21 protein-coding genes and 1 pseudogene are annotated in these 24,593 nt (G+C 29.7%); 4 read left to right on the top strand and 18 right to left on the bottom strand.

Annotated features, from left to right (window positions below; translation table 11 throughout):
* Positions 1–21 precede the first annotated feature (21 nt).
* On the top strand, positions 22–1,506 hold the full coding sequence (locus Q0F58_RS05760) for a PLP-dependent aminotransferase family protein (protein WP_294373534.1): 1,485 nt from the start codon (positions 22–24) through the stop codon (positions 1,504–1,506).
* A gap of 165 nt (positions 1,507–1,671) precedes the next feature.
* Positions 1,672–2,838 carry an alanine racemase gene (gene alr / locus Q0F58_RS05755; protein WP_294373533.1) on the top strand — a complete coding sequence of 389 codons (1,167 nt, stop codon included), beginning with the start codon at positions 1,672–1,674 and terminating at the stop codon, positions 2,836–2,838.
* A gap of 167 nt (positions 2,839–3,005) precedes the next feature.
* Here the strand turns inward: alr and Q0F58_RS05750 are convergent, their stop codons facing one another.
* The 4 genes from Q0F58_RS05750 to Q0F58_RS05735 form a co-directional block, all read right to left on the bottom strand.
* On the bottom strand, positions 3,006–4,193 hold the full coding sequence (locus Q0F58_RS05750; protein WP_294373532.1) for a class I SAM-dependent rRNA methyltransferase: 1,188 nt from the start codon (positions 4,191–4,193) through the stop codon (positions 3,006–3,008).
* Positions 4,194–4,587: 394 nt separating this feature from the next.
* Complete coding sequence (locus Q0F58_RS05745; protein WP_294373531.1) at positions 4,588–5,352, bottom strand: DUF4931 domain-containing protein; 765 nt, start codon at positions 5,350–5,352, stop codon at positions 4,588–4,590.
* A gap of 25 nt (positions 5,353–5,377) precedes the next feature.
* The gene (gene pulA / locus Q0F58_RS05740) at positions 5,378–7,351 is read right to left on the bottom strand and encodes a type I pullulanase (RefSeq protein ID WP_294373530.1); all 1,974 of its coding nucleotides are present in this window, start codon (positions 7,349–7,351) and stop codon (positions 5,378–5,380) included.
* A 139-nt stretch (positions 7,352–7,490) separates the two neighbouring features.
* Complete coding sequence (locus Q0F58_RS05735) at positions 7,491–8,834, bottom strand: alpha-amylase family glycosyl hydrolase (RefSeq protein ID WP_294373529.1); 1,344 nt, start codon at positions 8,832–8,834, stop codon at positions 7,491–7,493.
* A gap of 492 nt (positions 8,835–9,326) precedes the next feature.
* Between Q0F58_RS05735 and Q0F58_RS05730 the strand changes: the two genes are divergently transcribed.
* Together Q0F58_RS05730 and Q0F58_RS05725 are read left to right on the top strand one after the other, a co-directional pair.
* On the top strand, positions 9,327–10,535 hold the full coding sequence (locus Q0F58_RS05730; RefSeq protein WP_294373528.1) for a DUF1002 domain-containing protein: 1,209 nt from the start codon (positions 9,327–9,329) through the stop codon (positions 10,533–10,535).
* Between the two features lie 214 nt (positions 10,536–10,749).
* Positions 10,750–11,325 (top strand): hypothetical protein, encoded by a 576-nt coding sequence (locus tag Q0F58_RS05725; protein ID WP_294373527.1) that lies wholly within the window; start codon positions 10,750–10,752, stop codon positions 11,323–11,325.
* A 169-nt stretch (positions 11,326–11,494) separates the two neighbouring features.
* Here the strand turns inward: Q0F58_RS05725 and Q0F58_RS05720 are convergent, their stop codons facing one another.
* The 14 genes and pseudogenes from Q0F58_RS05720 to Q0F58_RS05655 all read right to left on the bottom strand — a co-directional run.
* Positions 11,495–12,064 carry a chromate transporter gene (locus Q0F58_RS05720; RefSeq protein WP_294373526.1) on the bottom strand — a complete coding sequence of 190 codons (570 nt, stop codon included), beginning with the start codon at positions 12,062–12,064 and terminating at the stop codon, positions 11,495–11,497.
* Position 12,065: 1 nt separating this feature from the next.
* Positions 12,066–12,605: a chromate transporter gene (locus Q0F58_RS05715; protein WP_294373525.1), complete on the bottom strand. Its 540-nt coding sequence runs from the start codon at positions 12,603–12,605 to the stop codon at positions 12,066–12,068.
* Between the two features lie 101 nt (positions 12,606–12,706).
* Positions 12,707–13,726, bottom strand: coding sequence for an alpha/beta fold hydrolase (locus Q0F58_RS05710; protein ID WP_294373524.1), 1,020 nt, complete (start codon positions 13,724–13,726; stop codon positions 12,707–12,709).
* A 176-nt stretch (positions 13,727–13,902) separates the two neighbouring features.
* Positions 13,903–14,961 carry an HD-GYP domain-containing protein gene (locus tag Q0F58_RS05705; protein ID WP_294373578.1) on the bottom strand — a complete coding sequence of 353 codons (1,059 nt, stop codon included), beginning with the start codon at positions 14,959–14,961 and terminating at the stop codon, positions 13,903–13,905.
* 28 nt (positions 14,962–14,989) lie between these two features.
* The gene (locus Q0F58_RS05700; RefSeq protein WP_294373523.1) at positions 14,990–16,057 is read right to left on the bottom strand and encodes an HD-GYP domain-containing protein; all 1,068 of its coding nucleotides are present in this window, start codon (positions 16,055–16,057) and stop codon (positions 14,990–14,992) included.
* 85 nt (positions 16,058–16,142) lie between these two features.
* Entirely contained in the window at positions 16,143–17,027 is an 885-nt protein-coding gene (locus tag Q0F58_RS05695; RefSeq protein ID WP_294373521.1) for a DUF368 domain-containing protein, read from the bottom strand.
* A gap of 158 nt (positions 17,028–17,185) precedes the next feature.
* Positions 17,186–17,344, bottom strand: coding sequence for a hypothetical protein (locus Q0F58_RS05690; protein ID WP_294373519.1), 159 nt, complete (start codon positions 17,342–17,344; stop codon positions 17,186–17,188).
* A 194-nt stretch (positions 17,345–17,538) separates the two neighbouring features.
* Entirely contained in the window at positions 17,539–18,252 is a 714-nt protein-coding gene (deoD, locus tag Q0F58_RS05685) for a purine-nucleoside phosphorylase (protein ID WP_294373514.1), read from the bottom strand.
* A gap of 28 nt (positions 18,253–18,280) precedes the next feature.
* Positions 18,281–18,676: a cytidine deaminase gene (locus Q0F58_RS05680; protein ID WP_294373511.1), complete on the bottom strand. Its 396-nt coding sequence runs from the start codon at positions 18,674–18,676 to the stop codon at positions 18,281–18,283.
* 280 nt (positions 18,677–18,956) lie between these two features.
* On the bottom strand, positions 18,957–19,910 hold the full coding sequence (locus Q0F58_RS05675; RefSeq protein WP_294373508.1) for an ABC transporter permease: 954 nt from the start codon (positions 19,908–19,910) through the stop codon (positions 18,957–18,959).
* 1 nt (position 19,911) lies between these two features.
* Positions 19,912–21,027 (bottom strand): ABC transporter permease, encoded by a 1,116-nt coding sequence (locus Q0F58_RS05670; protein WP_294373506.1) that lies wholly within the window; start codon positions 21,025–21,027, stop codon positions 19,912–19,914.
* A complete protein-coding gene (locus Q0F58_RS05665; protein ID WP_294373504.1) occupies positions 21,020–22,549 on the bottom strand; it encodes an ABC transporter ATP-binding protein in 1,530 nt (509 codons plus the stop codon). Before Q0F58_RS05665 ends, Q0F58_RS05670 begins: the two co-directional genes overlap by 8 nt.
* A 220-nt stretch (positions 22,550–22,769) precedes the next feature.
* Complete coding sequence (locus Q0F58_RS05660; RefSeq protein ID WP_294373501.1) at positions 22,770–23,882, bottom strand: BMP family protein; 1,113 nt, start codon at positions 23,880–23,882, stop codon at positions 22,770–22,772.
* Positions 23,883–24,465: 583 nt separating this feature from the next.
* A pseudogene (locus tag Q0F58_RS05655) lies at positions 24,466–24,593 on the bottom strand (pyridoxal phosphate-dependent aminotransferase); the annotation flags it as partial.

Raw genomic sequence — 24,593 nt, 5'->3', positions numbered from 1 at the left:
TTAATAGCCGAGGTGATTACTTTGATATTTTCCACATTAATAATAAATAAAGAAACTCCTATTCATATTCAGCTGGAAAATCACATCCTTAATGGTATAAAAAATGGAACTATAAATAAAAATGATAAACTTCCATCCACACGAGAAGTAAGCAAAATTTTAGGTATAAGCCGTAACTCTGTCATTTCAGCTTATGAAGAACTTGAAAGCAAAAATATAATAATGACAAAAAGAGGCATAGGATCATTTATAATAGTACAAGGTAAAAATAATATTTCTCAATTAAATATAGATTATACAGACAAAGTAAATAATTATGGCAATTCTTTAAGGAATTTAGATATTATAAAAAATGAACTTCCTTCAAAAAGAGACATGATTTCCTTTAAATCTATTGCTCCTGAAAGCAGCCTATTCAACCTTGATGACTTTAAGCGCTCACTTTTAGAAGCATGGACTTATGAAAATGTTAATCTTCTTAATTATGGATATGCAAAAGGATACAAACCCCTTTTAGAATATCTATCTCAATATATGATTGAAAAAAGAGTTAACATGAACAATAAGGATATACTTATAACAAATGGATTTACAGAGGCCTTTGACATAATATTAAGTTCACTGACACAACCTGGTGATGTAATAATATGTGAAGAGCCAACACATAATACAGCCCTAAAAATAATGAAAGCTTATGGTCTTAAAACAATACAGATAAAAATGGATGATGAAGGAATTATAACTTCACTTCTTGAAAAAACCTTAAAGAAACATAAAGCCAAATTTGGATATTTAATACCTTCATACAACAATCCTACTGGAATTGTTACTAAAACAGAAAGACGTAATGAAATCTACAAATTATTTATGAAATATGAAGTTCCAATAATAGAAGATGGATTCAATGAAGAACTTCTTTATTCAAGTTCTCCTATATGTCCTATTGCATCATTATGTGGCGAAGGTAATGGTGTAATCTATATAGGCAGCCTATCCAAAATACTATTTCCAGGCCTTAGAATCGGATGGATTGCTGCTGATAAAGGTCTCATAGATGTTTTAGAAAGCGTTAAGAGAGGACGAAACATCCACTCTTCCTTCTTAGACCAAAGTACACTTTATTATTATTTGAAAAGTGGTGCTTTTAATCGTTATTTAAAGAATGTCCGTAAATATTATAAAGAAAAGTTCAATCTGGTAAAACAGATGATTAATAAATACATTCCTTATGAATATATTACTGGTGAAGGAGGTCTCCACATATTTATAAAACTAAAAGAAAATATTGACTGCCGTGAACTTCTTCAATTATGCTATAAAGACGGCGTAACATTCATGCCTGGAGATATATTTTATAATGAAAAAGATAAAACAAGCAATATTAATAATACTTTTAGAATAGGTTTCGGTCGTGTAAGTGATTCAGATATAAAAAAAGGAATTGAATTGATTGGTAAAAATATTATTAAACTTTCAAAATCAAATAAAAGCAATGTTTCCAATTGACTATGTATACTGTTTTTTCACAAATTTAAAAATTTACTTAATAAAAGCCACTTCATGTTGTAATTTCAATATGAGTGGCTCTTTAATTATAACTTTATTTATATTAAACTAAAATAAACAATAAACTTTATAAAAAACAGACATTGATAAATTTGAGGTGCAATTATGGAAAAAATACTTAGACCCGTTTGGGCTGAAATAGATTTAGATGCTTTGGCATACAATATGAAGAATATAAAAGCTTTAGCTAAAGATAAAGAAGTTATTGCAGTTGTAAAAGCTGATTGTTATGGTCATGGCGCTGTTGATACAGCTCCTGTATTTCTTGAAAATGGAGCTTCAAGACTTGCAGTTGCAGTTTTAACTGAAGGTATTGAACTTAGAAATGCTGGAATAAAAGCTCCAATCATGATTCTAGGTTATACTCCTGAATACTTAGGTGAAGAATTGATAAATTATGATATTGAACAGACTGTTTATAGTCTTGAATATGCAAAACACTTATCTGAAGTAGCAGTTTCACTTAATAAAAAAGCTAAAATACACATAGCCCTTGATACAGGTATGGGCAGAATTGGATTTCTTCCAAATGAAAAATCATTGAATGAAGTTTCTAAAATATGTTCTCTTCCTGGATTAGATGTAATTGGAATGTTTACACATTTTTCAACTGCAGATGAAAAAAATAAGGATTATACTCATGAACAGTTTGACAAATATATGAATTTTGCAAAAGGCCTTGAAGCTTTAAATATAAATATTCCATTAAAGCATGTTTCAAATAGCGGCGCTATTATGGATATGCCTGAAACTTTTGAAGAACTTGATGCAGTAAGAGCCGGAATAATATTATATGGATATTATCCTTCAGATGAAGTAAAAAAAGAAAATCTTTCATTAAAACCAGCATTGACTATAAAAGCTAGAGTAGCACATGTGAAAGAAATGGATGAAAATATGTATATAAGTTATGGAAGAACTTTCAAAACTGAAAGAAAAAGTATCATAGCAACAATTCCTATTGGATATGCTGATGGATATTCAAGACTTCTTATTCCTGGTGCCAAAGTAATAGTTAACGGAAAATTTGCACCTGTAGTAGGAAGAATCTGTATGGATCAATGCATGATAGATGTTACTGAATCAGGACCAGTAAAAACTGGTGATGAAGTAATAATACTCGGACAATATGGAGATTTAAAACTAAATGCTGATGATTATGCACAAATTCTTGGAACTATAAATTACGAAATTTTATGTATGTTCAAACATAGAATTCCAAAAGTCTATATTAAAGATAATAAACCTTTTATTATAAGAAATTATATTTAACTAAAAATAAGGCGTCGTATTCTGTTTAAATTTATACGACAGCCTTTTAACTTATAACACAGGATATATATCCTAAATAACAAAACTAAATAAATATTCAAAAAAATCTTGCAAAGATTTTGCCCTTCATTTTCAATTATCCATTGTTAATTATCAATTGAAATATGTTATTTCATTCGTACAAATACAACTTTTAAATAATTTCCTTCTGGAAATTTATCTGTAACAGAAAAATCTGCTGGAAGCATATGTTCTTCTAAAATTTCATATTCCCTGTTGCAATCTTTAAATGCAGTATCAATGAACTTCTTAAATTTTTTCATATTGAATGTAGCACAATTTGTAGAAGCTACAATAATTCCACCTTCTTCAGTAAGTGCAATTGCACTTTTGACAAGATTAGTATAGTCTTTCGCTGCACTAAATTTATTATCTTTTGAAGTAGCAAAACTTGGCGGGTCTAATATTACAACATCAAATTTTAAGTTTTCTTTTGCTGCACGCTTAAAATATAGGAATATATCTTCTACAATTATATTATGATTATTATAATCTATCCCATTAATTTCAAAATTTTCTCTTGTCTTTTCTAGACTTCTGCTTGCAAGATCAACACTTGTTGTGCCTGCTCCCCCTTTTGCAGCTGCCATTGAAAATGCTCCTGTATACGAAAATGTATTTAATACAGTCTTTCCTTTAGAATATTTTTCTTTAATTGATTTTCTTACATCTTTCTGATCTAAAAATACTCCTACCATTGCACCATCATTTAAATATATTGCAAAATTCACATCATTTTCTTTTACAATAAGAGGCTCTGGTGCTTTTCTTCCCCATACATAACTATCTTCATCTACAACCATTCCATTTTCTTCAAATCTTTTCTTTTCATATATTCCATCAACTGATACTAATGCTCTTAAAGCTTTTATTATGTAATCCTTAAATGTATATATTCCTTTACTATACCATGTAAGAAGGTAGTACTCATCAAAATAATCAATTGTAAGTCCTCCTATTCCATCTCCTTCTCCATTAAAAACTCTAAATGCACTTGTATGTCTTGAATGATAAAGTTTCATCCTTTTAGATAAAGCATTTCTTAATTTATCATAGAAAAATTTGTAATCAAAATTACTGTTTTTGCTATTGCTGAGTATCCAGCCACAGCCTTTGTTCTGATTACCATAATATCCTCTTCCTATAAATGATTTTTTATTATCAAGCAGAGTTATTATCTGCCCTTCTTCTTTGAGAATCTGAGGATTTTCCACTGCTTCTTTTGATATTAGAGGATATCCATTTTTATATTTTGTAATAAATTCTGGTTTAACTATAAGTGCTGCTTCTTTCATAAAACACCATCCTAAAAATATATTCTTTTAAACTAATTAATAATTATATCATAATTGTTAATATTTTTTTATGTTTTTGTCACATTTTTGACACATAAATACATCATAATAATACTTGTAAAATAGTTAAAGCATTATTATTTACCCCTTAACCAACATATGGTTGAAGAACGTCTTGACCCCCTAATCAAGACGTTCTTTTTTATTATATAAAAAATTATATTAATTAAAACATTTATCTAAGAACATATTTTAATGTTGACTTTAAATAAAAAAGCATAAATTTATATGAGGTTATAATTCTAATTTTAATAATTTTCATTTATAAACAATTGGTTTTCTGTTTATTTTTTAGAAAATTAATCATAACCATATAAATTAATGCTTTCATTTATTAAAAATATAATTCTTTTAACTTTTCAGCTATAACCTCACCACAACTTGGAATCTGCCTTATTTCATATCCTAACAGCAAAGGTGATGTTGTAAATCTTGGAGTAACCTTACATATTATTTGATTTTTCCAATGATAAAAGAATATATTGAAACTATCACATGGTGCAAAATAATTATTTAGAATATAGTGTGTTATCTTTTTTAAGCAATCTGAAAGTTCATCTATTCCACATAGATTGTCATTTATCAATATATTAAATTCACTAAATCCATTCATTGGCTTAGTAGATAAATTCACTCTGCAGCTTTCACTTTTATACACATCTATACCTTCAAAATAATAGTCCTTCAGTTTTTCTTTATAATCTATATTTTTAAGTCCTACTATCTGCATGTGAGGGTGCTTCAAACTTCCTCCCGAATGTGGACCATGATTTTTATAAAATATTACAGATTTATAATTCCTATCTTTTTCAATATCCAGCCAATGCTTTATTCCAAACCTTATGAGCTTTCTCATGTATTCATCATTATATTCACTCATATTGCCACTACAGGTATAGGTTTCAACAAGCACTAACTGATATGTCTCTTTTAAAGTCGGATATTTATTTTTAAGCAATATAAATGGACCATCTTCTTCTATAATATCCTTAAGATCATCTCTCTTACAAAACGGACATCCCTTTACATTATAATTTGCAAATTCATTTGGTTTATCTTTATTTATATCATTTAAAAATACAAGATAATTTTCTTCCATATATATCACCTTAAACCTTCCTACATCACTTTTTTATCAACACATGTGCACATTTAGACTGGACTGTTATGCTGTTTCCTTCAATAGCATAAATTTCATCTACACCTGCTTTTTCTTTATTTACAAGAACACTCCAGCCACATTCCTTTAAATCAATAAAAGCTTCTTCATCATTAGCATTGAATATTACAACTATTGTATTGCTGAGATTTCTTCCACTGTTATCTTCTATCTTATATGCTACAACATTATTTTTATAAAAACTATCACCTTTGCAGAGAAATGTAAGATTTTTTCTTATCTCTTCACTTGAATTCATTCTAAATGCCCTATACTTATTTCTAAGCTTTATAAGACCTCTGTAATATTCTACAATATCCCTGAATTCATAAGCACGACTCCAGTCTAAATTATTCACTTCATCTGGTGCATTATAACTATCATGATTGAAACTGCCATCTTTATTTTTTTTGCTTCTCAAAAATTCTTCTCCTGCCTGAAAAAATGGTATTCCCTGTGATGTCAAAACTATAGCTGCTGCGAGTTTATTCATGTTTTTCCGTTTATCCAGGGAATCCTCTCTATTTGACATTGACAATTTATCCCACAACGTATAATTATCATGGGCAGAAATATAATTTACACATTGATAAGGTTCATTTGCCCATGACCAGTGAGAATAAATTACATTGTCATAATTTACTCCAAGCTGTCCTGTTGCACCTACAATACAGAATTTTATGGTATCTTCAAGACCTTGCCTTCCATTTACATATCCTCTTTCATTTATATTAAAAACATGACCTTTAACCCCATCTCTTGTATCATCACTAAACGCAGCAATCTGCATCTTATCAAATTTTACTATATTTTGCTTTATAGCAGCTTCTTCACTTCTCAGCGGAGATCCTCCTCCTGTCCATCCTTCTCCATACATCAATATTGATGGATCTATTTCATCCAGCTTTTTTCTTATTATTTTCATAGTCTCAATATCATGAAGTCCCATAAGGTCAAATCTAAATCCATCTATATGATATTCCTGTGCCCAATAAACAACAGAATCTACAATAAGCTTTCTGACCATATACCGTTCTGAAGCAAGCTCATTTCCACATCCAGAGCCATTAGAAAAATTTCCATTCAAATCCTGCCTATAGTAATATCCTGGAACTGCAAGATTCAGATTTGAATCATGTGTTCTATAGGTATGGTTGTAAACCATGTCCATAATCACACGTATTTTATTTCTATGAAAGCTCTGGACCATTTCCTTAAATTCCTTTATTCTCTTTTCCCCACTGTAAGGATTTGTTGAATATGACCCTTCAGGTGCAAAATAATTCTTGGGATCATATCCCCAATTATATTGGGCTTTGGTAAGATCTGATTCATCTATTGTCTCATAATCAAAACTTGGAAGTAAATGTACATGAGTTACTCCCAGTTTTTTTAGATAATCAATCCCCGTTTCCATATATTTTCCTTGAAGTGTTGTTCCTTTTTCACAAAAGGCTATAAATTTTCCTCTTTTATCTCTTTTTATTCCTGAGTTTTCATTAATAGAAAAATCCCTTACATGAATTTCATATATTATTGAACCTGCCGCACTGCTCAATTCAGGCTTTTTATCCATTGAAAAATCTATTGGATCTGTCATCCTTAAGTCTATTACCATTCCTCTATTGCCATTAACTCCAAGTGCTTTAGCGTATGGGTCTACAACTTCTCTTTCACTTCCGCTATTTGTAACAAGATAATTGTAAAACTCTCCATTAAGGTCACCGTTCACTTCAATTACCCAAGTACCTTGTTCTCCTCTGTTCATATCTAATATTTCTTCGGGACTATTAGCATACTGTCTATTATCATTTCCAAACAAAGCTAATCTAACATTATCAGCATTTGGAGCCCATAATATGAATTTAGTACCTTCTTTTGAATATTGAGCACCAAGCATGCCTGTATAATTATTATAATCGTTATCTAATAAATTCATTATAGTATTACCCCTTTGTTAGTTTTATTAAACATTCTAGACAAAAACTCAGCCTTCTAAACCTATAAACCTTAATTTGTTTAACTTTTGTTAGTGCTCAAAACAGCGAAGTGATACATATCTGACTAGAAATTATTGATTACTCAGCTTTTGCTATTATCATGGAAGAAAATGCTAGTACTTTTATACTCACATTTCCTCCAGAAATTATCTCTTCATCTTCTGCAAGCAAATTTATTCCTTTTTCAAATGACATATTAAAATCAAGATAACTCTCCTTATCACTCAAATTCAATAACACATAAACCTTATCATCTGCACTCTCTCTTGAAAAAACATACTGTTCATTCCTTATTAATACCTGTTCATAGTTTCCATTAATGAGGGCATCTTGATTGATTCTTATATTTCCAAGTTTTTTAATATGCTCAAACAACTTTTCATTTTTATCTTCATAATTTTCTATTTCTTCTATTCCTGGACGTAATGGAAGGTCTGTTCCATTTCCTTTTACTGCCTTAATTCCATATTCACTTCCATAATAGATACTTGGTACTCCAGGCATTGTATACAATATAGTATAAACATTGTATAAATATTCCTGAAGTCTTAATGTGCTTGCAAGCCTATTCACATCATGATTATCTACAAAATTATATAGACATAAATTTTTATATATGCCACCATTTCCAAACATTCTGTTTAAAGAATACGCTATTTCAAAATAATTTTTATCATTATGACTTGAATATATTCCTTTATAACATTCATAATTAGTAACTGAATCTAAACATTCAGGATTTGCCCATCTATTATAATCTCCATGTATTATCTCGCCCATAAGCCAGAAATCCTGTTTCTTCTTTTCAGTAAACTGCTTTAATTCCTTAAAGAATTCAAGAATAATTTTATCAGCAGCATCCAATCTTAACCCATCTATATCAAATTCATCAATCCAAAATTCCACTGCATGAAGTAAGTGATCAACAACTTCTCTATTCCACAAATTGAGTTTAACCAAATCATAGCATCCATTCCAGCTCTCATAATTAAAGTCATCACCCATAGGACTTCTGCTGTCAAAATTCAAGCCTGAAAACCAGCTGCAATATTTTGAGTTTCTTCCATTCTCCTGAACATCCTTAAACGCCCAGAACTCTCTTCCAACATGATTAAACACTCCATCTAACACAATTTTTATATCATTTTCATGAAGCTTTTTACATAATTTTTTAAAATCCTCATTTGTTCCAAGCCTCTTATCTATATTCAAATAATCTCGTGTATCATATCCATGATAACTAGATTCAAAAACAGGTCCAAAATATATTGCATTCACATTCATTTCTTTTAAACGAGGTATGAATTCCTCAATTTTAACAAGTCTATTTTTTTCTTCATAAACCTTTTCTGGTTCTAAAACATCACAAAAACCTAAAGTAAAAATATTATAAAATACTCTATCTTTAATCCATAAATTCATATTTTTATCCCCCTTTACATAAGCTGCTTTTCATCATGTATATATTTCAGTTTACAAGATATATTTTACATTAATGCAGTTTTTTACTACAGCATATATAGATTAAATACAAATTTGTGGAAAACATATATTAAAAAATTTATCTTATATTATACTTTATGCATTATAATCCTTATTGATTATAATTAATTATAATTTATATATGTATTTCTCACTCTAAAACTCATCAAACTTCATATACATGTGACAAAAGTCACGCTTACCCTTAATCTTATACTATAATTATACATTTATTCTATATTATTTAAAATACAACTTTCAGTAATTCTGCTATTCTTTATTGCATTAAGTCATAATCTAGTAATATTAATATAAATGTAATATATTAATAAATAAAACTTAATTGTTTATATGTTATAATATCAACGAATTATTAATAAGATTCATTTAGACATTATAAATTTATTCATTATTAAAAAGGAGATAATAAAAATGATATCAAAAAAGAAAATTCTTTCATCTGTGCTTTGCTTATCTCTACTATTCAGTAATTTAACAATAGCACATGCAGACAGCTCAAAGGTTGTTACTCTTGGAGCAGATTTAACAGATGCTCAGAAACAGACAGTTCTTGATTACTTTGGAGTAAAAGAAAATGACGCTGTAATTCTTGAAGTAAATAATCTTGAAGAAAGAAAATATTTACAAGGCATTGCCAGCGAAGCTCAGCTTGGAACAAAAACATTTTCTTGTGCTTACGTTGAACCTGCCAAAAAAGGTAATGGAATAAATGTAAAAACTGCAAATCTTACTTATGTAACTTCCTCAATGATTGCCAGCACACTTGCTACATGTGGAGTTGAAGATGCAAATGTCATCGCTATGACTCCTCTTACTGGCGGTGTTTCTGGTACAGGTGCCTTAACAGGTGTCATGAAAGCCTTTGAAGATGCAACTGGAGAAAAGCTTGATGAAGACAAGAAAGAAATTGCCTCTGAAGAATTAATAACTACCAGCGATTTAGGTGACGAAATAGGACAAGATGAAGCAGCTGGTATAATGAATGACATCAAAGCAGATGTAATCAAAAATGGAACATCTGATGAAACTCAGATTGCTAATACTATAAACAATGTAACAAACAATTATAATATAAATCTATCTTCTGAACAGCAGCAGCAAATAGCTGACTTGATGAAAAAAATATCAGAACAAGATTATGATTACAGTAAATTAAAAAATACTTTCAAAAATGTTTCTGATGCTGTTGATAAAAACCTTGAAAATGCAGGAATAGATGTAAAACGTTCAGAAGGATTTTTTACTTCAATAGGAAACTGGTTTAAAGATTTATTCTCTGGAAGCAAAGATTTAGGTATACTAGAAAATACTAATGATAGTGTCCTTGGTAATGATGTTAAAATAGATGCAACAGATGCAGAAGCAATCAAAAACCTAGTTACTGATGAAGGTTTCTGGAGCAGAGTAAAAAACTGGTTCTCAGATCTATTTAGTTCTTCTGATAAAAATGAAGATACTAAATCAAGCAATAAATCCTCATCAGATTCAAGCAGTGTTTCATCTGAAAAAAACACTGACAACAATACTGATACCAATAATAATAGTGAAACTAATCTCACTGATAGCAATAATTCACAATCCTTAGAAAATAATAATTCTGATTCTTCAAAGAATCAATAACATTAAAAATCTATTTCATGATTATATTTAAAAAGCTGCTGTAAGTTCTTTTTTTAAATTTACAGCGGCTTTTTATTTGAAATTGCTTAGTTTTTTTGTATTGTAAATTGTTATATGAGAATTTTTTATAATAAACCAAATAATAAAAATTTTAATAAAAATTTTTATTATTCACATACTATTACTGAAACTTAATATTTGCGGAGGTAAAAATATGAAAAGAAAAAAAATAAATTATATAGCAGCATCTTTAGCAGTATTAAGCTGTATGTCTTTTATTCCTCAAAAGGCAATGGCTGATGCTTCTAGTTTTTCTGTAGAAAGTTCATCTTACATTGCTCATAAAGATAAAAAAGATAAGTGTAAAGATGAAGAAAAAGATAAGTCAAAAGATGATTGTAAGTGCAAGGATAAACACAAAGATAAAGATAAAGATAAAGATAAATGTAAAAATAATAGTGAAAAATCTTTTGATATCTTTACAGAAGAAAATTGCAAATTCCTTTCTTCTGATCAGAAAAAAACATTGGATGAATGTAGACAATGCAAAGATAAAGGTACTCCTTTAAATGAAGATCAGAAAAAATCCATTACAATAATGATTGACTGCATCATCAAAGGTAAATTAGGTGATGAAAAATATAAAGATTTCAAATGCATAATGGATAAGAAAGATAAAGGAACAAAACTTTCTGAAGAAGAAGAAAAAAAATTCAAAGATTATAAATGTATTATTGAAGGCAAGGATAAAACAAGTGCTGCTGATATACTTAAACAATTTTTAAGATAATGTGAAACAAAGATGTATGAAATTTATTTTTATAAAACTTCATACATCTTATTTTTGGAAACTATATTGAATTTCTTGAATACAGATATTCAGAGACTATGAATTGATTTATTTTTGAATCTATACTGACATGAAAAATCCTCAAAAACAAATATTTTTTATCTTTTTATTATAATTTAAATACCACTCCAACAACAGCTGCTATGGCTATATAAACTACAGGATGTTTTTTATATTTCATAACTGCAAAAAATATAACTGCAAAAAATATACAGCTTTTTATATTTATTAAATCTAATATATTCTTTGTTGCAAGATAAGCATCTATATTTATTAATGCAATTTTTATTACTTCAAAAGCAGCCACAGCAATAAGTCCTACACTTGCAGGTCTTAAACCTTGAAAAACCGCATCTACATATTTATTGGTCTTAAACTTTTCTAAAAATTTAGCAATTATTATTATTACTATTATTGATGGAGTAACCAATCCTAATGTAGCAATTATTCCGCCTAAAACACTTCCTGAGTTAAATCCTGCATATGTAGCTATATTAACTCCCATAGGACCAGGAGTCGATTCAGATACGGCTATCATGTCAGCCAGCATACTTTGATCAAACCAGTCATATTTATATGTCATGTTAATCAGGAAAGGCAATGTGGCAAGACCGCCTCCTACTGCAAACAATCCTGTCTTAAAGAATTCAAAAAACAGCATAAAATATAAATTAAGCATTTTATTTTTCTCCTCCTTTGTTCTTTGTTAATACTCCAACTATTGCAGCACCTATTACAACATATATAGGTGATAATTTTAATAATGCACCTAGAACAAATGCTGCTGCTGCAAGAAATAATCCTATTGAATTTTTTACTGAACTCTTCCAAAGCTTTATTACTGAACTTATTATGAGTGCAACTACAGCAACCCTTATTCCTCCAAATGCATGTTTTACAATTTCAAACTCTGCAAAATTTTTCAAGAATGCAGCTATAACCATTATAATAACTAGTGATGGAAACACAACTCCCAGTGTAGCAAATATTCCACCAAAAATTCCTCTTAACTTATAACCTATAAATGTTGCAGTATTAACAGCAATTACTCCAGGGGTACATTGTCCTACTGCATAATAATCCATGACTTCTTCTTCAGTCGCCCATTTTTTCTTTTCGACAATCTCTCTTTGTATTATTGGAAGCATTGCATATCCACCACCAAAAGTAATAGAGCCAATTTTAGCAAAGGTCCAAAAAAGATCAAATAACTCTTTCAAAATATTCACCTCTTATAAATAATTTCATTTGTTGATTAATTATTCCTTAGTTATCTTATACTATATTCAGATAAACATCAACTTAAGCGATTATAATATAATTATTTCCAAAAGAAATCAATTATCTTTTTTATTACCTGTTTTGCTATTTCATCAGTTTCTGCAAAAGTCTCATGCTTACCTCCTTTTACCACAACAATTTCACAATTGTCTGCATATTTTGCAAACTTATATTGTGCTTCTGATGTAACATGTGTATCATACTCAGCTTGAAACAGCAGTACAGGTATTTTTACTTTTGAAATATTCCTTTTATTTCTGAGATATCGCGTTGCTTTTGCAGTTTCAAAATACCATTTTATAGAGGCACCTCCTGTTTGAAAACATTGGTTATTTAATATTTTATTATATTGGTATTCATAACGCTGCTTACAACTCGTTGTTCTGCCTGGAAATTTCCTTCTGCCACTATAAGGCTTCTGGCTTATCATATATTCACCTTTCCTGCCTAAGCACATCAATATTGCAGATATAATATCAGCTATAAAAGGAGGTGTTTTTCCTGTGTGTACTTGATGCATTGGAGAACTTAAAACCGCTTTGTGAAAATATTCAGGATACCTTTCCAAAAATAATGTTCCTATTCCTCCTCCCATAGAATGTGCAAACAATAAAAGATTATTATGACTACTAGGAACGACTATTTCATCAATAAACTTCTTGAAATCATCAATATAATAATTGAAATTTTCAATACTCACCTGCCCTGAATCACTTCCTATTCTGCCAGAACGACCATTTCCCCTATGCTCTAATATAAAAACTGAATATCCAGAATTAAGAAAATAATAAATCAATTCATTATATTTTTCTGTATATTCTCCAATTCCATGACATATTACTATGCTTCCCTTATCATTTTCTAATATAAATTTTTCATAATAAAGCCTTATATTATTCATTCCTAAAATATATCCAGATTCTCTAAAGTTATTTAAAAATGGTTCTGTTTTCTTACTCATATCTTCAATATAATTTTCAGATGAAATATATTTTTCAAATATACAGCCATTATACTCAGATTTATCAATGTAACTTCTTTTAAATTTCAAATATTTCATTCCATACTCCTATAAAATAAATCTTTATATTTTAATATACTTCTTTTATCATAAATTTCAAATTGTACATTGTTAATATATATATTATAAATATCATTTATTATTTCTTCTATAACATTTTTTATTCTTATAAAAACAGACTGCCTTTTTTAGACAGTCTGTTTTTATATTAATCTTTATAACAGTTCTTTTATATAAATATCCTTATTTTTATTTAAGTCTAGAAATTCACCATCTTTTAAAAGAAGTGGTCTTGATAAGTTGTTTGAATCAACTTGAATTATCTTTGCAATTTCACCTGTACTCAATAGAACATTTTCGCCCATATAATAATTAGAAACATGCTCTAATAAAATTTTTGTATATTCATAATCAAGTTTAGTAAGACTTTTTTCTTTTAATGTCTCAAGAACTTCAAAAGGTCCTCTGTTTTTTCCATCATCATCTTTATATGAATTCAACACATCAAGTTCATCTGCAATCGCTATTATCTTTGCGAAATAATGAATTTTATCTCCCTTTATTCCTAATGGAAATCCTGAGCCATCTTCTCTTTCATGATGCATAAGCACTCCATAGCTTACTGATTTATCTAAATAAGGAATACCTTCTACATATCTGTATGCAATAGTAGCATGTTCTTTAACTTCTGGATAATTTTTTGCCATAATAATATCAGGCTTTCTCTGATACTTAGGTTCAAGTTTAGTAATTCCAAAATCATGTAAAAGAGCAGAATATATTAAAAGATTCCTCTTAGATTCACTAAGTCCAAGCCACTTTCCAATAAGCGCGCTCAAAACTGCAACATTTACTCCATGTCTATAGATATTATCATTACCGCTTCCTTTAAATACAACATTGCTCACTACAACTTCTGTTGATTTCAGCTGATTTTGAATTTTTTCTGCAAACACACGCAAATCATCTGTATCTGTTTTTCTTAATGTATTCATTTTTGCAAACATTTCTTTTAATTCGTTAGATACCTTTTTAAAACTTTCCTCAACATTTCTTATTTCTGCTTCTTTATTGTTCTTTTCTAAAACTTCACTAGAAACATTTACTTCAATCTTTTCTAAAAAATACGCTTTATTCAATCTTGCAATTATTTCTTCATTTATTACAGTTCCTTCTTTTAATAAAACGCTGGTATTTTTCATAACATCCTTTGAAATAACCATTCCCGGCTTTAATTCAGATACATTCAACAATATGCTGCTTCCATTCATAATATCACCTCTCAATGCATATTAAAGAGTTTTATAACACTATCTCTTTAATATATAGTTCTTTCTGCTTGTCTAAATCTATAAATTCCCCATCTTTAAAAATTAATGGCTTTTCTAAATCATTTATATTCATTTGTAATATCTTACATTTTTCTCCTGTATTTAAAATTACTTCTTCTCCAAGATAATAATTGACAATGTGCTCTAAAAATATTTTTACATATTCATAGTTAAGTTTTCCTAATGATTCGTTTTTTACTATCTGAAGAGCTTCAAAAGGAGCTTTTTTATTTTTATATCCTCTGTTTGAATTTATAGCATCAAACACATCTGCAATTGCAATTATTTTCCCAAATTCATGTATTGCATTTCCTTTTAAGCCCAATGGATATCCAGAACCATCTTCTCTTTCATGATGCATAAGCACTCCATAGCTTACAGATTTATCAAGAAAAGGTATCTCTTTAATTATCTTGTATCCTTCAGTTGGATGTGTTTTTATTAAATCGCTTTCTGCTTTAGTCAAAGGTTCTTTCTTCTCTAATATCTTTCTGCTTATTTTAGTTTTTCCAAAATCATGAAGCATAGCTGAATATACAAGAAGATTAAGCTGTTTTTCATCATATCCAATCCATTTTCCAATCAATGCGCTTAATGCTGCAACATTAACACCATGTCTATAAATTGAATCCGTTCCACTTCCATGGAGAATTATATTTTTTATTATAAGGCTGGTTGGTTTCAATTCTTCTTGAAGTTTCTGAGAAAATTCTCTAAGTTCTTTTATGTACTTTCCATCTTCATTCTTTATGTTTATGAATGTCTTTTGAAGTTTGGTTGATATTTCTTTAAAATCATCTTCTATCTTATTAAATTCTTCTAATTTTTTTTCTTCCTGAGTTAATTGCTTTGGCGAATCATCAGGTGCATATATTTCTAAGTTTCCAACTAATAGTAATTTTTGCACTCTCTGCACAAAATCCTTATTTACTATTGTACCTTTTTTTAATAATACTCTCCCATTATGACTCACATCTTTAGCTATCTTCATTCCCTCTTTTAATTCAGCAAATGTTATATTTAATGTTTTATTCCCCATATTATTCACCCCAACCATTGAATTATATTTTTACTATAGTATATTTTATTACTATTTTTCTCTATTTATGTATATTATTCTATATTTATCGTCTTTTGTCAAAAAAGTTTTTCATTTTTTGCAAACCTATAATTAACACTCCTCCAATTATGAAAAACAAAATATTAAAATTGTTCATACTCATAGGCTCTTTAGGTATTTTTAATGAAGCTGGCCCCATAATTACTGCATATAATGATCCTATCATTAATCCCAATATCATATATATAGTCTGAGACCTATAGTTTTTCAACATTGCTTTTACTCCTCTTATTGTCGCAAAAATACCTGCAAGAACTCCAAATCCAAATATAATTAGTATAGGCAGGTATTCAAAATTAAAAGTTAAAACTTCTTTTATTGCTGATACTATTGGAACATAAAGTCCAAAAATAAGTAATAATGTAGAACCTGATATTCCTGGAAGAACCATTGCTGAAATTGCAATCATTCCTGCAACAAATACATATATTCCAAGACCTAAAGATAAACTGTCAATAGATACATCCATTCCGCCTTTTGAAGCAGGATTAAAATATGTTATAGCTGATACAATGGCAATTCCTATTAATAAGAATAATATATTTTTATATTTTCCATATATACTATCTTTTTCTTCCATTATTATTATTGGTATGGCAAAAATTATGAACCCTAAAAACAGAGAACTTATATTATATATCTGTTTTTCAAAAACTGATCCCAAAAACAACATTGATAAAATAAATCCTACAATCCATCCAATTCCAATCTTTATTAAAAATTTCAATCCTTCTATTTTTTCTTCTTTTTTCCCTGCAACAAGAGCATCAAGAGATCCTATAAATTTATCATAAAATCCAAGCAGAAATGCGATAGTTCCTCCTGAAACTCCTGGAACGCTATCTGCAAGTGCCATACAGAATCCCCTTATAAAATTAATAATGTACATTATAAACTCTTCTCCTTCTTATCTGCATATTTTTATTTATAAATCTTTATATAAATAGATTTCCTCATTTTATAATATCATAATAATTAAAAATAAAGGATGAAATTTTTATAAATTTCATCCTTTATTAGAATTTCAACTAAGATTTAATGCTTTGTTTATATTATTGTTCCTGCTTTTGCATTTCCAGTCTTAGCTTTTCCTTGTATTTCTGTAGGAATATCCCTTACATCATTCTTTTTATAATGCTGTTTGTGATTGCTTTCTGTTCCATGAGGATCTTTAGGGTCTGGTCTTTTCATACCTGCTTTTGCCATAACAGTTCATCTCCTTTTTATTTTGTATAGTCTTAGTATTAGAAGATACAGCATATTTATTCCTCGTAAAAAAAATTACTATTTACATTGTTGGGTATTATGCTTTTGTTATAGTTTTTTCCTTTTAAATCCTCAGTACTTATTCTGCTTTCAATTTCTTTTTTCAGTGACTTGGAAATACGCTGGATTTTTAGTTATGCATCTAACCCTACAATTGTGTCTAGAGCCACTTTCATCATATCAGTGAAAGTCTTTTGTCTTTCTTCTGAACTTGTGACTTCTCCTGTTATGAAGTGATCACTTACTGTCATTATAGCCAATGCCTTAACATGATACTTTGCTGCTACTGTATAAAGACCTGCAGCTTCCATTTCAACACCTAAACATCCAAATGCAGCCCATTTCTTCCAGTCTTCATTATCATCTCCATAAAAAACATCTGAACTGTATATTGGTCCAACTTTAGGTTCTATTCCTTTTTCAACTGCAACATCATAAGCTTTCTTTAATAACTCAAAATTAGCTGTTGGAGCATAAGTTCTTCCTTGGAATCTTGTCAAATTAAGATTTGAATCTGTGCAAGCTGACATTGCAATTATTAAATCTCTTACTTTAACATCTTCATGATATCCACCACAAGTACCAACTCTTATAAGATTTTTAACACCATATTCAGTTATCAATTCATTAGCATATATTGAAATTGAAGGTATTCCCATTCCTGTTCCTTGAACTGAAATTCTTTTACCTTTATATGTTCCTGTAAATCCATACATTCCTCTTACTTCATTGTAGCATACTACATCTTCTAGAAATGTTTCAGCTATAAACTTAGCTCTTAATGGATCTCCTGGTAATAATACGCTTTCTGCTATATCTCCCTTTTTTGCATTAATATGAACACTCATTTTCTAACCTCCATATATTAAATATTTATTATCTTATATTTTCTTTTCTAAAAGCCCCTGGCAGTATTTCATCCATTGTTTTCACTATATATTCATCTTCATTCTTTGCTAAAATTACCACTGCATCACCATCTGCAAATTCACTTAAAACCTGACGACATATTCCACATGGATAAGTATTTTCTTCAGCACTTCCAATTATAGCTATTGCCTTTATTTTAGTCTCTCCATTTGCAATGCCTGTAAATATAGCAGTTCTTTCTGCACAGTTAGTTGCACCAAATGAAGCATTTTCAATATTGCATCCGCCATAAACATTCCCACTTTCAAAAAGAACTGCTGCTCCTACATGAAATTTTGAGTATGGCACATATGCTCTTTTTCTATACTCCATTGCCTTTTTTATAATACCTTTGTAATCCATAAACTTCTCTCCTCTCTTCTTATTCATTTCATTCTATAGCAGTTTTTTATAAATTAGCTGCCTTCAACAAAAGTTATTAACCTATTTTTTTAATACTGTCATTCCTTAATGAAATCTTTACACCCTCAAAATATATACACTATATATTATTAGTTACTATCTATTATATATTATATATTATATCTCACTTTTTCGCTCTTAATATTATTTTTCCTGTAAATAAACTGCTACAGTTTTTGTAATAGCTTATTTTACAGTAATCCTATTCTTAATTTGGTTACTATCTCTTTCCCGCATCAAATGGTTCTCCAGATGCTTTTGGAGCCTGAGAAGATTTTGAGAACAGTATTAATGCAATTAAAGTTACAACATAAGGGAATACCTTTAATATAACTGGTGGTATTGATCCTAATGAAGGAATTACCTGTGATACATTTGCAACTGTTGTAGCAAATCCAAAGAAGATTGTAGCTGCAAGTATTCCAAGAGGTTTCCATTGACCAAATATCAATGCTGCTAATGCAAGGAATCCGATACCTGCAACACTTCCATTAAATTCTCCTGAGTATGTAACGAGTATTATAGCTCCTCCTAATGATGAAAGTCCACCTGATAACAATACTCCAAAGTATCTCATCTTAAATACATTAATACCAGCTGCATCTGCTGCTTGTGGATGCTCACCACATGCTCTAAGTCTTAACCCAAAACTTGTTTTATATAATAAAAATATGCTTAAAACAAGAATTAAAAGAACAAGCCAAGTTGTTACATAAGTTTTTGTAAAGAATAATGGCCCTATTACAGGAATTTTGCTCAAACCAGGAATATCCTTAGGATAAAATCCAGTCTGTATTCTTATACGTCCGCTTCCTGCTACTGTTCTTGCTAAAAATATAGTAAGTGCACTTGCTATCATATTAATTGCTGTACCACTTATTGTCTGATCCGCATTTAAGTTTATACTTGCAAATGCATGTAATAATGAAAACAATACTCCAACAATAAAAGCTACTATAAGACCTATCCATAAAGGAAGAGAACTTCCTGGCATACTTTCCTGTAGTTTTGATATTGTCAATGCTCCTGAAAAGGAACCGATTATCATGAAACCTTCTAATCCTATGTTAATAACACCACTTCTTTCACAATAAAGTGCTCCAAGTGCAGTTATAAGTAGAGGAATTGTATATTCAATAGCATATGGAAATATATTTGTTATTGTTGACCACATATTATTTTTCCTCCTTATCTATCTTCTTATCTTTTTCATCAGGCAGAATTCCACTGCCACTTTCTCCAGCTTTAGCAGCTTTTCTGTGTTTAAATTTATTTACAATCATAGGTACTGCTGCACTTATAGCTGCAAAATAAATTATAATTGCAATTATTGTATCAGCTATTTCTGGAGGAATACTTGTATTAACGTTCATGAATCCTTTACCAGAATATAACAATCCAAAGAATATTGCTGAAACTAAAACTCCAAATGGATTGTTAGCTCCAAGAAGTGATACTGCAATACCATCAAATCCTTGAGAAGGCATTATTCCTATCTGCATATTAGATGCATTACCTATATATTGGGCAACACCTGCAAGACCTGATAATGCTCCTGCTATCATCATTGATAATGCAATATTCTTGTTAACTGACATACCAGCATATTCCGCTGCATCCCTGTTAAAACCAACTGCCTTTAATTCATATCCTAAAACTGTTTTACTTAATATAAACCATATTAAAATTACTACTATTATTGCTATTATTAATCCCAAATTTATATATGATCCATCAAAAAGTTTAGTAAGCCATTCAGTCTTTAAAGATGCTACTTCTGGAATATTTCTTGATTCAGTTTCTGTAGAACCTTTAAAATATGCTGGTACTGCATAATAAATTATCCAGTATGCTGTCCAGTTCATCATTATTGATGATACAACTTCATTAACATTGAATTTAGCTTTTAAGATTCCAGGAACAAATGCCCACAATGCTCCTGCTAAAGCTCCAACAAGAACTATAAGTATTAATAATAAGAATCTTGGCATACTATTACCATATAATAATGCTACACTTGTGGCACAGAATCCTCCAAAAAGCATTTGTCCAGGTGTTCCTATATTAAACAAACCAGTTTTAAATGCAAAAGCAACTGAAAGACCTGTAAATATTAATGGTGTAGCTGTAGCTAGTGTATCACCAGTTCTCTGTATATTCATTAATCCGCCTTTGAAAAGATAAGTATATCCATCAACCGGATTGTCTCCAATAATCAACATTAAAATTGCTCCGGCAATCAAACCTAAAGCAACAGCAATAACAGAATTTAAAGCTTCTTTTTTAGTCATGCTTTGTTCCTCCTTTATGAACACCTGCCATCATTAATCCGATTTCATTTTCATTAGTGTCTGCTGCATTAACAACACCAATTAATTCACCGCCATTAACTATAGCAATTCTATCAGCCAAGTTCATAACTTCACTTAATTCCAATGATACAAGCAATACAGCCTTATCAGAATCTCTTTCCTGCACTAATCTCTTATGTATGTATTCAATTGATCCTACATCAAGACCTCTTGTAGGCTGAACTGCAATCAATAAATCTGGATCAAGTCCAATTTCACGTCCTATAATAGCCTTCTGTTGATTACCACCAGACATTGTTCTTGTAATTGATGCACCACCATGACCTGATCTTACATCAAATTCCTTTATTATATTTTCAGCATAATCATGTATAGCATTCCTCTGTAATAATCCCATCTTAGAAAATGGCTTTTTATTGTATCTCTGAAGAACTATATTATCTTCAAGTGTATAATCTAGTACAAGTCCTCTCTTCTGACGATCTTCTGGAATATGACCAATACCAGAATCAATACGTCTGCGAATCGACATATTAGTTATATCGTCACCTTTTAGGCTTATTTTTCCTTCTTTCACTGGTCTAATACCTGTAATTGCTTCAATAAGCTCTGTCTGTCCATTACCTTCTACCCCTGCAATACCAAGTATTTCACCTTTTTTTACTTCGATTGAAAAATTCTTTAATCCAAGTACTTTTTTATTATTTAATACAGAAAGATTTTCTACTTTTAATACTACATCTCCAGCTTCTTTAGGCTTCTTTTCAACTTTAAAGTTTACTGGTCTTCCAACCATCATTTCTGCCATTTTAGCTTCACTTGTTTCCTTTACGTTAATAGTACCAATATATTTACCTCTTCTTATAACTGTACACTGATCAGCTACTGCTTTAATTTCTTTTAACTTATGAGTAATTATTATTATTGATTTTCCTTCACTTATTAAATTTTTTATTATCTTCATAAGTTCATCAATTTCCTGAGGTGTAAGAACAGCTGTAGGTTCATCAAGAATCAAAACTTCAGCATCTCTATAAAGCATTTTTAATATTTCCACCCTCTGCTGCATACCAACTGATATATCTTCAATCTTTGCATATGGGTCTACATTCAATCCATACCTTTTTGATAATTCTTCAACCTTCTTTGCTGCACTTTTTACATCTACAACAAGTCCTTTTTTAGGTTCACATCCTAAAATTATATTTTCTGTTACTGTGAAATTATGCACCAATTTAAAGTGCTGATGCACCATACCTATACCTAAATCATTAGCAACATTAGGATTAGAAATTTTAACTTCTTTGCCACGTACTTTTATTGTTCCAGCTTCTGGCTGATACATACCAAAAAGTACTGACATTAAAGTAGACTTTCCAGCTCCATTTTCGCCTAACAATGCATGAACTTCACCTTTTTTTAATCTTAAGGTTATATTGTCATTAGCAACATTACCTGCAAATTCCTTACGAATATTCAGCATCTCAACTACATATTCCATATAATAGTGTCCTCCTTTATTAATTAACAATGTTTATTGCCAATTGACAATAAACACAATAATGTCTTATTCATAATGGTCTGTGTTGTTCATTGTCAATTGTCAATCCTTGTTTTTATTCTCTTCATTATAAAATTAACAATGAAGTATAGTTTATAAGCATGTATAAATGCCTATAAACTATTTAGCCCCATTGTTAATAACATTTAATTATCTTTTATTATTCAAATAATGAACCATCATTATTATTATCTTTTATTGTGATTGAACCATCTTTAATTTTTGCATAAATATCATCTACAACTTTCATTGTTTCATCACTTAAGTTTGGATTTTCATTTGGAATACCAACTGCATCCTTAGTTATATCAAATGTTAATGTCTTACCACCTGGGAAATTTCCATCTAATGCTTCTTTAACCATTTCATAACTTGCTGCATCAACTTTCTTTATAGCTGAAGTAAGAACTACTGATTTACCATCTGCATATATCCCATCATCATATTGGTCTCTGTCAACACCAATCATCCATACATTCTTTCCTGCATCAACTTGAGTCTTAGCTGCTGTTATAACACCATTACCAACTCCACCTGCTGCACAGAAAATAGCTTTAACACCTCTGTCATACATTGCATTTGCAAGTTGAGTTCCTGCTGCTACATCATTAAATGTTCCTTGATATATTACATTTTCCGCATCTAATGTCATCTTAGTTCCTAAGTTTTCATTAGCATAAGCTACACCTTGTTGGAATCCCCAGTTAAACTTTTGAACTGCTGGAATTTTCATACCACCTATAAATCCTAAGCTTCCCTCTTTTAATTCAACAGAAGCTGCTACACCAGCAGTAAATCCTGCTTGTTGTTCTGCAAATAATATTGAAACTGCATTATCTGATACTTTTGTTTTGGGATCACTTTCGTTTCCATCATTTGGAGTACCATCAATTATAACGAATTTAGCATCTTTATATTTATCTTGTGCTTCATAAATTGCTGTTTCAAATTTATAGCCTGGAGTAGCTATTAATCTGTAACCTGCATCATAAAGATTTCCAATTTCCTTCAAATAATCTGCTTTTGTTTCACCAGTCGGCTTTGAATATTTAGGTTCCTTAAGGTCAAAATCCTTTTGAGCTTTTTGAATTCCTTCCCATGTTCCTTGATTAAATGACTTATCATCTATAGTTCCTGAGTCAGTAACCATACCTACTTTTATAGCTTCATCATTGCTTCCAGCATCTCCAGCATTTGATGAACTTCCACATCCAGCAAATAAACTTAATGTAACTGCTGAAACGGCTAATAATGATAGTAATTTCTTTTTCACTACAAATTCCCCCTATAGAATTATAATTTTATCTTTTAGTAATATATAAAATCATAGAACTTAATCCTGATTTTAAAACATTATAATATTTTAATATATCTCTCTTAGTATTAGAATTTTTCATTAAAATATGTATATCATTAATATACATTTCTCCTCATATAATATAAAAATAGAAAAAATTTCACAGAATTTTCTGTCGAATCGGTTCTACTTCTATATTCTTGTATTTCATACTAATTTTACTGTATTTTAGATTTTATGCGCTTTACGCGAAAGCATCATTACCTCCCAATTGTAATATACGCTAATGTAAATTGTCAACTATTGATGTATTTTGTCATGATAAAATAGTATGATTTTTAAATATTTTAGTTAAATAGTATATCACATATAAAATATATTTTTTAAATAAACCAAATATAGCTTAAATACTTTCATCAATTTTCATAAAAATCCAGTATTAAACCTTTCCTTAAACTGCATTGATGAATTATAGAATGTTCAGCATATGGTTATAAAAATAAAACAGCTGCTACATTAGTAACAACTGTTTCAAATTTATAAGTTTCAATTCAATATTTTAGGAATTTTTGTTTTTTAAAGTATTAATGAATCTTTCAATTCTCTTAAGAGCTTCAATTATGTTATCCATAGATGAAGCATAACACGCTCTTATGAATCCTTCTCCACATTCGCCAAATGCATTAC

Origin of the sequence: uncultured Clostridium sp., assembly GCF_934754915.1 — a bacterium.
Taxonomy (GTDB): Bacteria; Bacillota; Clostridia; order Clostridiales; family Clostridiaceae; genus Clostridium.
This window is presented reverse-complemented; position numbering and strand designations above follow the sequence as displayed.

Coding starts and splice junctions, on each gene's coding strand:
- alr (WP_294373533.1), top strand. CDS start 1,672: ATGGAAAAAATACTTAGACCCGTTTGGGCTGAAATAGATTTAGATGCT.
- Q0F58_RS05730 (WP_294373528.1), top strand. CDS start 9,327: ATGATATCAAAAAAGAAAATTCTTTCATCTGTGCTTTGCTTATCTCTA.
- Q0F58_RS05695 (WP_294373521.1), bottom strand. CDS start 17,027: ATGTACATTATTAATTTTATAAGGGGATTCTGTATGGCACTTGCAGAT.
- deoD (WP_294373514.1), bottom strand. CDS start 18,252: ATGAGTGTTCATATTAATGCAAAAAAGGGAGATATAGCAGAAAGCGTA.
- Q0F58_RS05745 (WP_294373531.1), bottom strand. CDS start 5,352: ATGGAAGAAAATTATCTTGTATTTTTAAATGATATAAATAAAGATAAA.
- Q0F58_RS05665 (WP_294373504.1), bottom strand. CDS start 22,549: ATGGAATATGTAGTTGAGATGCTGAATATTCGTAAGGAATTTGCAGGT.
- Q0F58_RS05675 (WP_294373508.1), bottom strand. CDS start 19,910: ATGTGGTCAACAATAACAAATATATTTCCATATGCTATTGAATATACA.
- Q0F58_RS05680 (WP_294373511.1), bottom strand. CDS start 18,676: ATGGATTACAAAGGTATTATAAAAAAGGCAATGGAGTATAGAAAAAGA.
- Q0F58_RS05750 (WP_294373532.1), bottom strand. CDS start 4,193: ATGAAAGAAGCAGCACTTATAGTTAAACCAGAATTTATTACAAAATAT.
- Q0F58_RS05735 (WP_294373529.1), bottom strand. CDS start 8,834: ATGAATTTATGGATTAAAGATAGAGTATTTTATAATATTTTTACTTTA.
- Q0F58_RS05700 (WP_294373523.1), bottom strand. CDS start 16,057: ATGGGGAATAAAACATTAAATATAACATTTGCTGAATTAAAAGAGGGA.
- Q0F58_RS05720 (WP_294373526.1), bottom strand. CDS start 12,064: ATGCTTAATTTATATTTTATGCTGTTTTTTGAATTCTTTAAGACAGGA.
- Q0F58_RS05670 (WP_294373506.1), bottom strand. CDS start 21,027: ATGACTAAAAAAGAAGCTTTAAATTCTGTTATTGCTGTTGCTTTAGGT.
- Q0F58_RS05725 (WP_294373527.1), top strand. CDS start 10,750: ATGAAAAGAAAAAAAATAAATTATATAGCAGCATCTTTAGCAGTATTA.
- pulA (WP_294373530.1), bottom strand. CDS start 7,351: ATGAATTTATTAGATAACGATTATAATAATTATACAGGCATGCTTGGT.
- Q0F58_RS05690 (WP_294373519.1), bottom strand. CDS start 17,344: ATGGCAAAAGCAGGTATGAAAAGACCAGACCCTAAAGATCCTCATGGA.
- Q0F58_RS05710 (WP_294373524.1), bottom strand. CDS start 13,726: ATGAAATATTTGAAATTTAAAAGAAGTTACATTGATAAATCTGAGTAT.